The sequence below is a fragment of the Nocardia sp. NPDC056564 genome, from assembly GCF_042793755.1.
GTDB lineage: Bacteria > Actinomycetota > Actinomycetes > Mycobacteriales > Mycobacteriaceae > Nocardia.
In genome coordinates this window covers 30,715-43,407 of record NZ_JBHTUR010000016.1, presented here as the reverse complement: position 1 = coordinate 43,407, position 12,693 = coordinate 30,715, and the positions used below count along the sequence as shown (strand labels likewise).

The 12,693-nt window shown below is 67.4% G+C and carries 11 protein-coding genes; 6 read left to right on the top strand and 5 right to left on the bottom strand.

Annotation, left to right across the window (positions count from 1 at the left end):
• Positions 1 to 237: 237 nt before the first annotated feature.
• Both ACFQ9K_RS31960 and ACFQ9K_RS31955 read left to right on the top strand, forming a co-directional pair.
• Positions 238 to 1,584 (top strand): diguanylate cyclase domain-containing protein, encoded by a 1,347-nt coding sequence (locus tag ACFQ9K_RS31960; protein WP_378723546.1) that lies wholly within the window; start codon positions 238 to 240, stop codon positions 1,582 to 1,584.
• Between the two features lie 288 nt (positions 1,585 to 1,872).
• The gene (locus tag ACFQ9K_RS31955; protein WP_378723544.1) at positions 1,873 to 4,161 is read left to right on the top strand and encodes a HelD family protein; all 2,289 of its coding nucleotides are present in this window, start codon (positions 1,873 to 1,875) and stop codon (positions 4,159 to 4,161) included.
• A 90-nt stretch (positions 4,162 to 4,251) separates the two neighbouring features.
• Here the strand turns inward: ACFQ9K_RS31955 and ACFQ9K_RS31950 are convergent, their stop codons facing one another.
• The 3 genes from ACFQ9K_RS31950 to ACFQ9K_RS31940 form a co-directional block, all read right to left on the bottom strand.
• Complete coding sequence (locus ACFQ9K_RS31950; protein ID WP_378723541.1) at positions 4,252 to 4,704, bottom strand: universal stress protein; 453 nt, start codon at positions 4,702 to 4,704, stop codon at positions 4,252 to 4,254.
• A 478-nt stretch (positions 4,705 to 5,182) separates the two neighbouring features.
• A complete protein-coding gene (locus tag ACFQ9K_RS31945; RefSeq protein WP_378723539.1) occupies positions 5,183 to 5,596 on the bottom strand; it encodes a DoxX family protein in 414 nt (137 codons plus the stop codon).
• A 108-nt stretch (positions 5,597 to 5,704) separates the two neighbouring features.
• Positions 5,705 to 6,592 (bottom strand): DUF6597 domain-containing transcriptional factor, encoded by an 888-nt coding sequence (locus ACFQ9K_RS31940; RefSeq protein ID WP_378723538.1) that lies wholly within the window; start codon positions 6,590 to 6,592, stop codon positions 5,705 to 5,707.
• A gap of 73 nt (positions 6,593 to 6,665) precedes the next feature.
• On the opposite strand from ACFQ9K_RS31940, the gene ACFQ9K_RS31935 reads away from it, so the two are divergent.
• Positions 6,666 to 7,136 (top strand): VOC family protein, encoded by a 471-nt coding sequence (locus ACFQ9K_RS31935; protein WP_378723537.1) that lies wholly within the window; start codon positions 6,666 to 6,668, stop codon positions 7,134 to 7,136.
• 20 nt (positions 7,137 to 7,156) lie between these two features.
• Here the strand turns inward: ACFQ9K_RS31935 and uvrB are convergent, their stop codons facing one another.
• Positions 7,157 to 9,349: an excinuclease ABC subunit UvrB gene (gene uvrB / locus ACFQ9K_RS31930; protein WP_378723535.1), complete on the bottom strand. Its 2,193-nt coding sequence runs from the start codon at positions 9,347 to 9,349 to the stop codon at positions 7,157 to 7,159.
• A 420-nt stretch (positions 9,350 to 9,769) separates the two neighbouring features.
• On the opposite strand from uvrB, the gene ACFQ9K_RS31925 reads away from it, so the two are divergent.
• Positions 9,770 to 10,333 carry a DUF402 domain-containing protein gene (locus ACFQ9K_RS31925; protein ID WP_378723533.1) on the top strand — a complete coding sequence of 188 codons (564 nt, stop codon included), beginning with the start codon at positions 9,770 to 9,772 and terminating at the stop codon, positions 10,331 to 10,333.
• A gap of 47 nt (positions 10,334 to 10,380) precedes the next feature.
• Positions 10,381 to 10,905, top strand: coding sequence for a DUF402 domain-containing protein (locus ACFQ9K_RS31920; protein ID WP_378723532.1), 525 nt, complete (start codon positions 10,381 to 10,383; stop codon positions 10,903 to 10,905).
• A gap of 22 nt (positions 10,906 to 10,927) precedes the next feature.
• Here ACFQ9K_RS31920 and coaE read toward each other — a convergent pair whose 3' ends face one another.
• On the bottom strand, positions 10,928 to 12,130 hold the full coding sequence (coaE, locus tag ACFQ9K_RS31915; protein ID WP_378723530.1) for a dephospho-CoA kinase: 1,203 nt from the start codon (positions 12,128 to 12,130) through the stop codon (positions 10,928 to 10,930).
• A 339-nt stretch (positions 12,131 to 12,469) separates the two neighbouring features.
• Between coaE and ACFQ9K_RS31910 the strand changes: the two genes are divergently transcribed.
• Positions 12,470 to 12,682 (top strand): hypothetical protein, encoded by a 213-nt coding sequence (locus ACFQ9K_RS31910; protein ID WP_378723557.1) that lies wholly within the window; start codon positions 12,470 to 12,472, stop codon positions 12,680 to 12,682.
• Positions 12,683 to 12,693: the final 11 nt, after the last annotated feature.

The following is a 12,693-nucleotide window of genomic DNA, read 5'->3' as shown; positions in this document are numbered from 1 at the left end:
TCGGCTGATCGAGTTGGCGCCCGGCATAGCATCGCTCCTTCACCGATTCCTCGGCCGAACCACCATCGGCCGACAATTACTAGAAAACCGGTTCTGTAATGATCACCAGACAGTGCCCGATTAAGTGCGCGAACTGTGATCGAAGCAATAGCCTCGACGCTGTGATGTTCTGCACGTCGATACCAGAATAATCCCATGTTCCAATGGCCATAATCGGGTCGACGATCGGGGGTTCGAGTGGGTGAGGACAAGGTAGCCGCTGCGGTCGACGCCGCCGAGCAGCTGGCTGAGCGCTACCGTTCTCTCGTCGAGCACACGCCCGACGGAATCTGTGTGCACGAGCGCGGCATCGTGGTCTACGTCAATCCGGCGACCGTGCGCCTGGTGGCCGCCGAGAGCGCCGACGAGCTGATCGGCAAGCCGCTCACCCAATTCGTCCATCCCAACTCCATCCCGGGGATGCTGGAGCGCATCAGTCACCTCACCACCAAGGGCGCCGCCTCCGACCCGACCGAGATGCTGTTGATCCGGATGGACGGCGAGGTGGTGCCGGTGACCACCGTGTCGGTGCTCACCGCCTGGCACGACCACCTCGCCTACCAGGTGGTCATCCACGACCTCACCGCCCAGCGGCACGCCGAGGCCGCGCAGCGCCTGGCCGAGCAGCACTTCACCACGGTCGTCTCGCAGCTGGAGGAGGGCGTGGTGGTCATCGATCCGAGCGGCCGCATCGAGTCGGCGAACCCGGCGGCGATGCGGATCTTCGGCAACGAGGAGTCCGAGGACGCGCTCATCGGCAAGACCATCCAGTCGCTACCGTTGACCCTGCTCGACGCGAACGCCCAGCCGCTGCCGCCGACCCGGCACCCGATCGCCCGTACCCTCGCCACCGGCGAGACCATCACCGGCTACGTGTTCGGGGTCGACCGCGCCGACGGGCAGCGCCGCTGGCTCTCCGGCAGCAGCCGCCTGCTCAACCCGGGCGACCGGCGCTCGTCCGCGGTCTCCTCCTTCGCCGACATCACCGAATTCCGGGCCAGCCGACGGCAATTGGAATACCAGGCCACGCACGACTCGCTGACCGGGCTGGCGAATCGTTCGCTGATCCTCTCGCAACTGGCCAGCGCCCTGGCCACCAGCGAGAACCTGCCGGTGTCCACGGTGCTGTTCATCGACCTGGACGGGTTCAAGGCGATCAACGACACACTCGGGCACGCCATCGGCGACACGGTGTTGCAGATCGTCGCGCAACGGTTGCAGCGCGCGTTGCGCGGCGACGACATCGTCGGCAGGCTCGGCGGCGACGAATTCCTGGTGCTGCTCTCCGGCGGAACCCGGCGGGTGGACATCGACGCGCTGGTCGCCCGGCTGCGCTCGACCATGGCCGAGCCGATCATCGCGCGCGGGCACCGGATCGAGGTGAACGCCTCGATCGGCGTCACCCCGCTCAGCGTCGGCGACCGCCGCACCCCCGAGGCCGTGCTGCACGACGCCGACCTGGCCATGTACCGGGCCAAGCCGTCCGGGCACCGCGACGGCGCGGCCGGCTTGGGGCGCAGGCCGAACAGCACACACGCGTCCTGACCGCCGGATCCATGATTGTTCGAGGATTTCCCGGATCAGCGGAATACCCGCGGTGCGGGGAACTGTTGCACCACTTCTATGACCTGTTCCCGGTGGTCGAGCACCGCACGCCAGTAACTGTCGCGCACAACGGCGACCGTCGGGCGGCACGACACCGGGTACACCTGCGGTTACGGCGACCCCGCCGCAATCGCAGTAGACTCGACAACCTTGTTTTCCGAACGTTCGCGCGGCTATTGCCCTGCGTGTGTAGCGTTCGCTCGGCTCATCGCGGTGAAGGAGTTCAGTTTGCCCGACCTCACTCAGGATCGTGCCGCCCAGACCGGTACGCCCGAGCTGACCCGCGAGACCGAACAGGAACAGAAGTACCTGTCGGTGCTGTACGACCGGCTCGACGAAATGCGCGACTACGCGCGCAACCGTTTGCGCACCGTGCTGCTGGAATCCGGCGGCACCCCGCAGGCGCGCAGCGAGCGCGAGTCGTTCAGCCAGCTCTATAACGAGGATCTGGCCAAATACGATGCGGCAGAACACGGTCTGTGTTTCGGCCGGATCGATCTGGCCGATGAATACCGCTATATCGGCAGGCTCGGCATTCTCGACGAGAAGGACGACTACGAGACCCTGCTGCTCGACTGGCGCGCCCCGCTGGCCCGCCCGTTCTACCTGGCCACCACCGCCGCGCCGGACGGCGTGACCCGGCGCAGGCACATCCGTTCGCGCAACCGCAAGGTCACCGCGATCAACGACGAATACCTCGACCTGGACGCCGCCCGGCAGGCAGGCGCGGCCGACGGGGACGCGGGCGTCGGCGCCGAGAGCGCGCTGCTCGCCGCGCTGAACGCGGCCCGCACCGGGCACATGAACGACATCGTCGAGACCATCCAGCACGAGCAGGACGCGATCATCCGCTCCGAGCACAAGAGCGTGCTCGTGGTGCAGGGCGGGCCCGGCACCGGCAAGACGGCCGTCGCGCTGCATCGCGCCGCTTACCTGCTCTACACCTATCGCCAGCAGCTGGCCAAGAGCGGCGTGCTGATCATCGGCCCGAACGCCACCTTCCTGGACTACATCGGCCAGGTGCTCCCCTCGCTCGGCGAGACCGGTGTGCTGCTGTCCACCATCGGCGACCTGTACCCGGGGGTGAAGGCGACGCGCGAGGATTCGTTGCGGGCGGGCGAGATCAAGGGCTCCCTGGAGATTCTGGAGGTGCTCAAGCAGGCCGTGCGCGACCGGCAGGAGGTGCCTGCGGAACCGGTCCGGCTCAGCTTCGACGGCTACCAGGTGACCCTCGATCGCAAGATCGCCACCAGGGCGCGCGGGCGGGCCCGATCCTCGCGGCGTCCGCACAACCTGGCCAAGCCGATCTTCACCAGCGCGGTCATCGACGCGCTCACCGAACAGCTGGCCGAGACGATGGGTAAGGATCTGTCCGGCGGCCCAAGTCTGTTGAGCCGCACCGACATCGCCGAGATCCGCGACGAGATGCGGGCCGACCAGGAGATCCAGCAGGCCATCGGCAAGCTGTGGCCGCTGCTGTCCCCGCAGGACGTGCTCGCCGATCTGCTCGCCGACCCCAAGCGCCTCGACCGCGCCGCGGGCACCCTCGCCGCCGAGGACCGCGCCGAACTGGTCCGCCCGGACAACGGCGAGTTCAGTGCCGCCGACGCACCGCTGCTCGACGAGCTGGCCGAGCTGCTCGGCGTGGACGACACCGAGGAACGCGAACGTTCCCGGCGGCGCTGGCGGGCCCAGCTGGCCGAGGCGCAGGACGCGCTGGACATCCTGACCGGTTCCGCGCCACAGGATCTCGAGGACGAGCTCGACCCGGAAATCCTGATGGCCTACGACCTGATCGACGCCAGCCAGCTCGCCGAACGCCAGGACGTGCGCACCCGGCAGACCACCGCCGAGCGCGCCGCGGGCGACCGCACCTGGACCTACGGGCACGTCATCGTGGACGAGGCGCAGGAGCTGTCGGAGATGGCCTGGCGAATGGTGATGCGGCGCATCCCGAATCGCTGGATCACGGTGGTCGGCGACGTCGCGCAGACCGGCGACCCGGCGGGCGCCTCGTCCTGGCAGCGCGTGCTGGAACCGTATGTGGCCAAGCGGTGGAAGCTCACCGAGCTGACCGTGAACTACCGGACGCCGGCCGAGATCATGGACGTCGCCGCGGACGTGCTCGCCGCGATCGACCCGTCCGCGTCCGCTCCCCGCTCGGTCCGCGACACCGGAAACCCGCCGCGCGGATATCGGGTCACCGCGGGCGAAGTGCGCGACCAGGTCGCGAAACTGGTGGCAGGCGAGACCGGTCCGGGCACGACCGCGGTGATCGCGCCGCACACAATGCTCGACGAATTGGCCGACCTGGCCGACGGCTCGGTGCGAGTGCTGACCGTGCACGACGTCAAGGGCCTGGAGTTCGACGCGGTGTATCTCGTTGAGCCACAGGCAATCCTGGACGAATCCCCACGCGGCCTCAACGACCTGTACGTCGCCCTGACCCGCGCCACACAGCGCCTCGGCGTCATCCACAGCGCGGAACTCCCCGAGGTGTTGGCCGCACTGGCCTGACCACACAAACGAAGGCGCCCTTCGGTCGAGACTGTTCGCTCGACCGAAGGGCGCCTTGGTCTGTCTATCGTGCGGACCTCGGCCGGAAAACTAGCGGACGGTGTGCACGATCAGGACGTCCGAGCGGGACTTGCGGGCTACGTCGGACGGGACCGAGCCGAGCAGGCGGCCGGTCAGGGTGTTCAGGCCGCGGTTGCCGACCACGAGCAGGTCGGCGTCCAATTCCTTGAGCAGCGAGAGCAGGGACTCGACCGGCTCGCCGACCACGGCGCGCTCGACGATGTCCTTCGCGCCCGCGGCGACGGCCCGGTCCCGCGCGGTGCGCAGGATCTCGTTGGTGGGGGCGGACCCGCGCACCTGGTAGGCCTCGTCCTTGAGCACGTCCGCGGCGGCGGCCACGTCACGGTCGTCGGTCGGGTAGTAAGCGCACGCGATGACCAGGGTCGCGGCGGACACTCCAGCCAGCGCGGCGGCCTTCTCGACGGCGACGTACGACGAGTCCGAGCCATCAGTACCGACAACAATGGTCCGGTAGGCGGTCATTCTCTCCTCCAACTGTGTCAGGATGCCTACGCCCGGGTGCACCACCAAGACGTGCCCCGGCGCAGCGACTTGGGTCGACCCTAGCGGCAAACAGACCGGAATTAACAGAAATCGCAGCACATCACATTGACGGTGTCCGGCCATTGGCGCCACACGTTCGCCAGGAAATGCGGGAACGGCATCGGCAAGCTGGGCAGACACAATTATCCGGCCGCGAAACTGTGATCAAGCACAACCGCGTCGAACGGTCTTGTCCCCCTGGGATATTCGTCACATACCAGGCCGGACCGGACAGATATCGGCCCGCCTCGGCGCGTAAATCACGCACCGTGACGGGCCGCTGGAGCCTGGGACTACCGTGCCATTACGGCCACTGTTGGTAGTTCGCCCAGAATAAGCCCAGAATCGCTCCGATGATGTCCATGCCTTCCTCTCCCTGCAAGTAAAAGAACGCGCAATATTAGCGCGGCGAGCGGGGTCAGAGGTCGAAAAGCGGTCCGGTGATGGTCAATCCGAGGTCGTCGACGTGGGCGAAGAAGGCGAACAGCATCAACGCGGCGCCGGCCAGCGCCAGATTCTTGTTGAAGTTGACCATTTCGCCCTGTTTGGCCTGCGGATCCGTTTCCTTCCAGAACTGATGCATCAGCACGGCGGTCACCGCCAGCAACGCCGCAAGCAGCAGCGAACCGAGATCGGCCCACACGCCGAGCAGCACGCTCAAACCGCCGAGGCCGAACAGCGCGCCCGAGCCGAGCACCGATGGCTTCGCCATCGGCACACCCTTGCTCGCGGCGTAACCCGCCATCGCCTCGGTCTGCGTGAAGTGCCCGAGCGCGGAGCTCAGGAACAGCACCGAGAACAACACCCGTCCGATCAACACCACAACATCCATGTCCAGCTCCTTTTTCGGCTGACAGTAGGTAGTGCAACATTCAACTAAGCAACTCGGGAGCTATCCCCCGAGTCGTGGCCGAATGGTCGAATACGATCGGCTCCGCAACTACATCCCGGCCGGGATGACCTTCGCCGTGACCTCGTTGCGCGAGCGTAGCGAATTCTTGGCGTATTCCAGTGGAGCCATTCCGACTTCCGCGGTGAACTCTCGCGAGAAGTGCGCCTGATCGAAGTATCCCAGCTCCGCGGCCAATGTGGCGAGATCTTCGGTGCGACCGCGGGCGAGTAGCTCGGCGCCGTCCTGCAGGCGGTAACGGCGCAGCACCCATTTCGGGCCCGCGCCGACGTAGCGCCGGAACATCCGTTGCAGCGTGCGGGTCGGAACGCCGAACCGGTCGGTGATCTGGTCCACCCTGGTCAGCTCCCCGTCCTTGGCCATCGCGTCGACGATGCGCAGCACCAGGCGGTAGGTCGGATCGTCGGCGGCGGGACGGGTGGCGAGGAAGTCCTCGAGGATGGCGCGGCGCTGCTCGTCGGTGGCGACGGCGAGGACGCGGTCGGCCAGGCCGTGCGCGTCCGGCATGACCTCGGTCAGGTCAACCGTGGTGTCGCGGAACGATCCGACGTCGAGCCCGGTGAAGGCGCCGAAGCCGCCCGCGCGGAACCGGACGCCGAAGACCTCGCCCTCGCCGCTGAGTTCGCGGATGAACTTGGTGGTGCACACGCCGTTGACGAAACTGCCGGTGCCGGTGCCGGTTCGCTCGAAGGTGACGTTCACGCTCGGGTAGGACAGCACCTCGGCCAGGTACGGCGGCCGGCCGCGCAGGTCCCAGCGCACCGACCAGTACCACTCGACGAACCGGTCGACGGCCGGTCCGGCGGGCAGCCGGGCCAGCGTGCGGTACTTGGCCTGCTCGTCCGGGTGCAGGATGCCGGTGGTGTCCGCCGGGGCGACCGGATTCCGGGGCAGCCCGGAATCAGCGCTGCCGGGCATGATTTCGCTCCCGCCGGGCACCGTGTCGCGTTCTTACAAGACCGGCGACGCCCGCCCGACCAGGATTGATCGCATGACGAACACCGTGAACCCCATTGCCGAGGGCTACCACTCCATCACCTGTTTCCTCGCGGTCGGCGACGGCAACAAGGCCATCGATTTCTACACCGCCGTCCTCGGCGCCGAGGTGATCACCCGCAACGATCTGCCGGACGGTCAGCCGGCGCACGCCGAGCTGAAGATCGGCGACTCGACCCTGCAGCTGGGCATGCCCATGCCGGACAACAACGTGCTCGCCCCGAACGGCGAGTGGGTGCACACCTCGATCGTGCACTACTGCCCCGATGTCGACGGCGTCATCAAGCGTGCGCTCGAACACGGCGCGCGCAGTGCCGAGGAGCCGCAGACCTTCGTCACCGGCGACCGTTTCGGCGTCATGATCGATCCGTTCGGCCACCGCTGGGCGATCATGACCAAGGTCGAAGACGTCTCTCCGGAAGAGGCGAAGCGCCGCGTCGACGAGTGGATGGCCACCCAGGGCTGACCCGCGACGGGCGCTGTCGCTCAACTCAATCCGGCGGCGTCCATGCCGCGCAGTTCCTTCTTGAGATCGGCGATCTCATCCCGCAACCGGCCGGCGAGCTCGAACTGGAGCTCGCGGGCCGCGTTCATCATCTGCGCGGTGAGTTCCTTGACCAGGTCCGCGAGTTCGGCGCGCGGCATCGACTTGATGTCGCGGCCCTCGTAGACGCCGGCGCTGACCGCGCGGCCGGGTTCGCCCTGCGCACGACGACCGCGGCTGGAGTTGCGGCCGGAGCCGCCGACCTCGACCTCGGTCTCTTCGGCTTCCCGGTACACCTGATCGAGGATGTCGGCGATCTTCTTCCGCAACGGTTTCGGGTCGATGCCCATCTCCGTGTTGTAGGCGACCTGCTTGGCCCGGCGGCGATCGGTTTCGTCGATCGCGTGCCGCATCGAGTCGGTGATCTTGTCCGCGTACATGTGCACCTCGCCGGACACGTTGCGCGCCGCGCGGCCGATGGTCTGGATCAGGCTGGTGCTGCTGCGCAGGAAACCTTCCTTGTCCGCGTCCAGGATCGCGACCAGCGATACCTCGGGCAGGTCGAGACCCTCACGCAGCAGGTTGATGCCGACCAGCACGTCGTACTCGCCGAGGCGCAGCTGCCGCAGCAGTTCGACGCGGCGCAGGGTGTCGATCTCCGAGTGCAGATAGCGCACCCGCACGCCGAGCCCGAGCAGATAGTCGGTGAGGTCCTCGGCCATCTTCTTGGTCAGCGTGGTGACCAGCACCCGCTCGTCCTTCTCGGTGCGCAGCCGGATCTCGTGCACCAGATCGTCGATCTGGCCCTTGGTCGGCTTCACCACGACCTGCGGGTCGACCAGGCCGGTCGGGCGGATGACCTGCTCGACCACCTCGCCGCCGACCTGGCCCAGTTCGTACGGCCCGGGGGTGGCCGACAGATACACCGCCTGGCCGATCCGTTCGGCGAACTCCTCCCAGGTGAGTGGCCGGTTGTCCACCGCGGACGGCAGCCGGAAGCCGAACTCGACCAGGTTGCGCTTGCGCGACATGTCGCCCTCGTACATGCCGCCGATCTGCGGCACGGTCACGTGCGACTCGTCGACGACGAGCAGGAAGTCGTCCGGGAAGTAGTCGAGCAGCGTCGCCGGCGCCGATCCGGCCGGGCGGCCGTCGATGTGCCGCGAGTAGTTCTCGATGCCGGAGCAGAACCCGACCTGCCGGATCATCTCCAGGTCGTACTGGGTGCGCATGCGCAGCCGCTGGGCCTCCAGCAGCTTGCCCTGGCGTTCCAGCTCGGCCAGCCGCTGTTCCAGCTCGGCCTCGATGTCGCGCACCGCGCGTTCCATCCGCTCCGGGCCGGCGACGTAGTGGGTGGCCGGGAAGATACGCAGCATGTCGACCTGACGAACCACGTCGCCGGTCAGCGGGTGCAGGTAGTACAGCGCCTCGATCTCGTCGCCGAAGAACTCGATGCGGACCGCGAGTTCCTCGTAGGACGGGATGATCTCCACGGTGTCGCCGCGCACCCGGAACGAGCCGCGGGTGAACGCCATGTCGTTGCGGGTGTACTGCACGTCGACCAGCAGCCGCAGCAGCGCGTCGCGGTCCACCTCGGTGCCGACCTCGAGCTGCACCGACCGGTCGAGGTAGGACTGCGGGGTACCGAGGCCGTAGATGCAGGACACCGACGCGACCACCACCACGTCGCGCCGGGACAGCAGGCTCGACGTGGCCGAGTGCCGCAGCCGCTCGACGTCGTCGTTGATCGAGCTGTCCTTCTCGATATAGGTATCGGTCTGGGCGATGTACGCCTCGGGTTGGTAGTAGTCGTAGTACGAGACGAAGTACTCGACGGCGTTGTTCGGCAGCATCTCGCGCAGCTCGTTGGCCAGCTGCGCGGCGAGGGTCTTGTTCGGGGCCATCACCAGCGTCGGGCGTTGCAGCCGTTCGATCAGCCAGGCGGTGGTCGCCGACTTGCCGGTGCCGGTGGCGCCGAGCAGCACGACGTCGCGCTCCCCCGCCTTGATCCGGCGTTCCAGCTCCTCGATGGCGGCCGGCTGGTCACCCGCGGGCACGTGCTCGCTGACCACTTCGAAGCGCGCGTCGCTGCGCTCGATCTCGCCGACCGGCCGGTGCTCGGAGTGGGCGAGCGGGGTCTCGGCCGCGATCCTCTCCGCGTAGCCTTCCGTCGGAATCTCGGTTGCGAATGCCATGCTCACCAGCCTAAGCCCACCCACCGACAAGTTTCTCCGGTCGTGTGGGCGGTGGTCACCGCACGCCCGGCAGAGGGATATCGGGTCCACGTCACCATCGGGATCCCGATGTTTAAAACCGCGGGCGGGCGCGCGACATTCCCGGAAGATAATCCGCGCTTTACCGGAGCAATACCGTTTCACTCTCAGGCGCCGTTACGTGTCCGAAATGTCCCTTGCGGCAACACATTTCGTATCCAAAAACATATCGCGTCATTCCGCCCAACTGCCAATACCCGGGTGTACTCTGACTTGGTTGTTCGGACAACATGTTCGGATGTGGCGAAGGACTAAAGAGCCATGAGAGGTCTGATTCCATTGCTCAATACCGTGCCGACCACCGGCTTCGCAGGATCTATCGCCCGACACCTTCGCGCAGCGGTGCCGGGCCTGAATAACAATGCCGCCGCCCCGCCGAACACCGCCTTACCGCCCGGTCACCCGCCGCATCGGCCGCACGTCGAGTTCTTCAACCTCGCCGAACTCACCAGCACCGACAGCAAGGGCTTCGTCCGCCAGGTCGAGCGCTACCACCACGAACCGTGGGGCGTCTACATGGCGCGCATCGTCCCGGTGCCGCACCATCACTACCTGGAGTCGTGGCTGCTGCCCGACCTCTCGCTGCGGGTCACCTGCGCCCGGCGCAACCCCGCGCACCACGTCGACCACGACTTCCACCTGGATATCGGCGAGTTCACCCAGGTCGCGCCGAAACGCTGGAAGGCCGTCGACCACTACCTCGACATCGAGGTGCACCGTGGTCACCGGGTCGAGTTGCTCGGCGTCGACGACCTGCTGGCCGCCCACGCGGCCGGACTGGTGGACACCGCGCAGGCGCACCGGGCCTTCGAGTGCGCGACCGCCGCGCTGGACGGACTCGCCGCCAACGACCACTGCGTCGAGGACTGGCTGGCCACCCAGGGCATCACGCTCACCTGGATGTAACCCTCAGGCCACTCGACTCCGGCGTCGCGGCGGTAGATTCTGAATGCATGACCCAGGCATCCTCCGTTGACGTGCATCGACCCAAGGTCGAGTACTTCGATCTAGCGGACCTGACGAATACGGATCCGAAGGGATTCGTGCGGCCGGTCGAGCAGTACCGCGTCGAACCGTGGGGCCTGTACATGGCGCGCACCTCCGACCATGAACAGTTCCACTACATCGAATCGTGGTTACTGCCCGACCTGGCGCTGCGGGCCACCGTCTTCCACTACTACCCCGAGCACCAGCGGGACCAGGACTTCTACCTCGATCTCGGCGAGTTCGGCCAGGTAGCGCCCGAACGGTGGAAGTCGGTGGACCACTACCTGGACATCATCGTGCGCTCCGGGCGCGGCACCGAGCTGCTCGACGTCGACGAGCTGCTCGCCGCGCTCGGCGCCGGGCTGGTCACCGCCGCCCAGGCGCAGGCGGCCATCGAGACCGCCGCGCGCGCGATCGACGGCATCGCGGCGCACGACTACGACCTCGGGCACTGGCTCGACTCGCTCGGCGTCCCCCTTACCTGGCGGTGACGCCCGCAAAGCTGTTGCGCCGCTATCGATCCCGCCAGGCCAGCAGGCGCGGGTAGGCGGCGGCGAACCACGGTTCCTTGACGTCGTTGTAGGCGGTCATCGCCTCCGGGCCGACCAGCCCGGCCGCCTTCGCCTCCGCCGCGCGTTTGACCTCTAGGTATTCGGCGCGCGCCTGCGCATCGGCGCGCAGCCAGTCCCGGAACAGCAGCGCGTACTCCTGGCCCGGCGAACCGGCCACCCGCACATGGACATTGGCGAGCCGGCCGGGATCGGCGTTCTGGTGGTAGCGCTTGGTCCACAGCGACACGTCCGTGCCCGCCGGGTCCTGCGGCGTCGGCCGCGGGCAGTCCTCGGTGATCTCCGGCCGGACCGGAAAACCCGCCGCGCCCAACGCATCTCGCAGGCCGTCCGCGGCGTCGAGGTCGGCGACGGTGATCTGCAGATCGATCACATCCTTGGCCGGCAGCTCCGGCACCGACGTCGACCCGATGTGATCGATGCGCGACGCGGACGCACCGCACGCCACCCACAGCCGGGCGATCAGCCGCTGCGCCTGCACCGGCCATTCCGGATTCGCGGGCACGACGCGAATTTCCTTGCGGCGCGCGGGAGTTCCGGCGCGCAGGTTCTGTTCGAACGGCACCAGCCGCTCCTGCCACAGCTGCCGCACCGCGCCTTCGACCGCGTCCGGCGCCCCGCGATTGTCGAGCAACACGTCGGCGACGGCCCGGCGCTGTTCGTCGGTGGCCTGCGCGGCGATCCGCGCCCGCGCGTCGGCCTCGGCGACGCCGCGGAATTCGACCAGGCGGTGCAGCCGAGTTTCGGCGTCGACATCGACGACAACGACCAAATTCATCAATGGCGCCAGCCCGTTTTCGACCAGCAGCGGAATATCTTGCACGACAATGGCGTCATCGGGCGCCGCGGCAATGAGTTCGGCGGTGCGCTTACCGACCAGCGGATGGGTAATCGAATTCAAGGTCGCGCGCGATTCGTCGTCGGCGAAAGCCCTCGCCGCCAACGCGGGCCGGTCCAGGCTGCCGTCATCGGCCAGGATCTCCGGGCCGAACGCCCCGACGAGCGCCGCGAGACCCTCGGTACCCGGGGCGACGACCTCCCTGGCGATCACGTCGGAATCGATGATGACCGCGCCGAGGTCGGCCAGCATCCGCGCCACCGTCGACTTGCCCGCTCCCATGCCTCCGGTGAGGCCGATCCGCAACATTCGACAAGTCTCGCATCCCGCCGCCGACGGCGGACCCGCCGCCCACTCGCCACCCCCACTGTGCGTCGGTGCCACCGACACCGCCGTTCGACTACGACGACACAATCAACATGATTACCCAGCCCGGCCGCGCTTTCCACCTCCCGCCGCCGCAATTGCCCGATCCGTGACGCGGCCGAGACCGATTCGCAACAATTCCGGCCGAACCGGGGAGCGCGTCGACAACTTTCCGACACGCCGAGGCAATTACTTGCGCAAAATACTCTGCGCGGCACTTTCGTTCGGCTAATCTTCGCCCTGGCGATCGAGGCGCCAGTACCAGCAAGCAAAGGAACACCATTGGGCACCAGAACTAACCAGACGGCTCGCCACCGCCTGGGCATGGCGGGCGGCGTGCACTGCGTCCACATCCCCGCCGTCGCGGCAGCATTGGCCGAACACCGCCGTACCTGGTTCACCGCGTTGATCAGCCCGGCCCGACACAGTTTCGCGGCGATGCGAAAACGCTCCGTCGTCCCGTCGGTCCGGTGGGTGCCCGCCACCGCAAGCTGACCTCATCCGTT

Excerpts from the sequence above, each read along its gene's own strand:
- ACFQ9K_RS31950 (WP_378723541.1), bottom strand. The coding sequence starts at position 4,704 with ATGACCGCCTACCGGACCATTGTTGTCGGTACTGATGGCTCGGACTCG.
- ACFQ9K_RS31945 (WP_378723539.1), bottom strand. The coding sequence starts at position 5,596 with ATGGATGTTGTGGTGTTGATCGGACGGGTGTTGTTCTCGGTGCTGTTC.
- ACFQ9K_RS31940 (WP_378723538.1), bottom strand. The coding sequence starts at position 6,592 with ATGCCCGGCAGCGCTGATTCCGGGCTGCCCCGGAATCCGGTCGCCCCG.
- ACFQ9K_RS31935 (WP_378723537.1), top strand. The coding sequence starts at position 6,666 with ATGACGAACACCGTGAACCCCATTGCCGAGGGCTACCACTCCATCACC.
- uvrB (WP_378723535.1), bottom strand. The coding sequence starts at position 9,349 with ATGGCATTCGCAACCGAGATTCCGACGGAAGGCTACGCGGAGAGGATC.
- ACFQ9K_RS31920 (WP_378723532.1), top strand. The coding sequence starts at position 10,381 with ATGACCCAGGCATCCTCCGTTGACGTGCATCGACCCAAGGTCGAGTAC.
- coaE (WP_378723530.1), bottom strand. The coding sequence starts at position 12,130 with ATGTTGCGGATCGGCCTCACCGGAGGCATGGGAGCGGGCAAGTCGACG.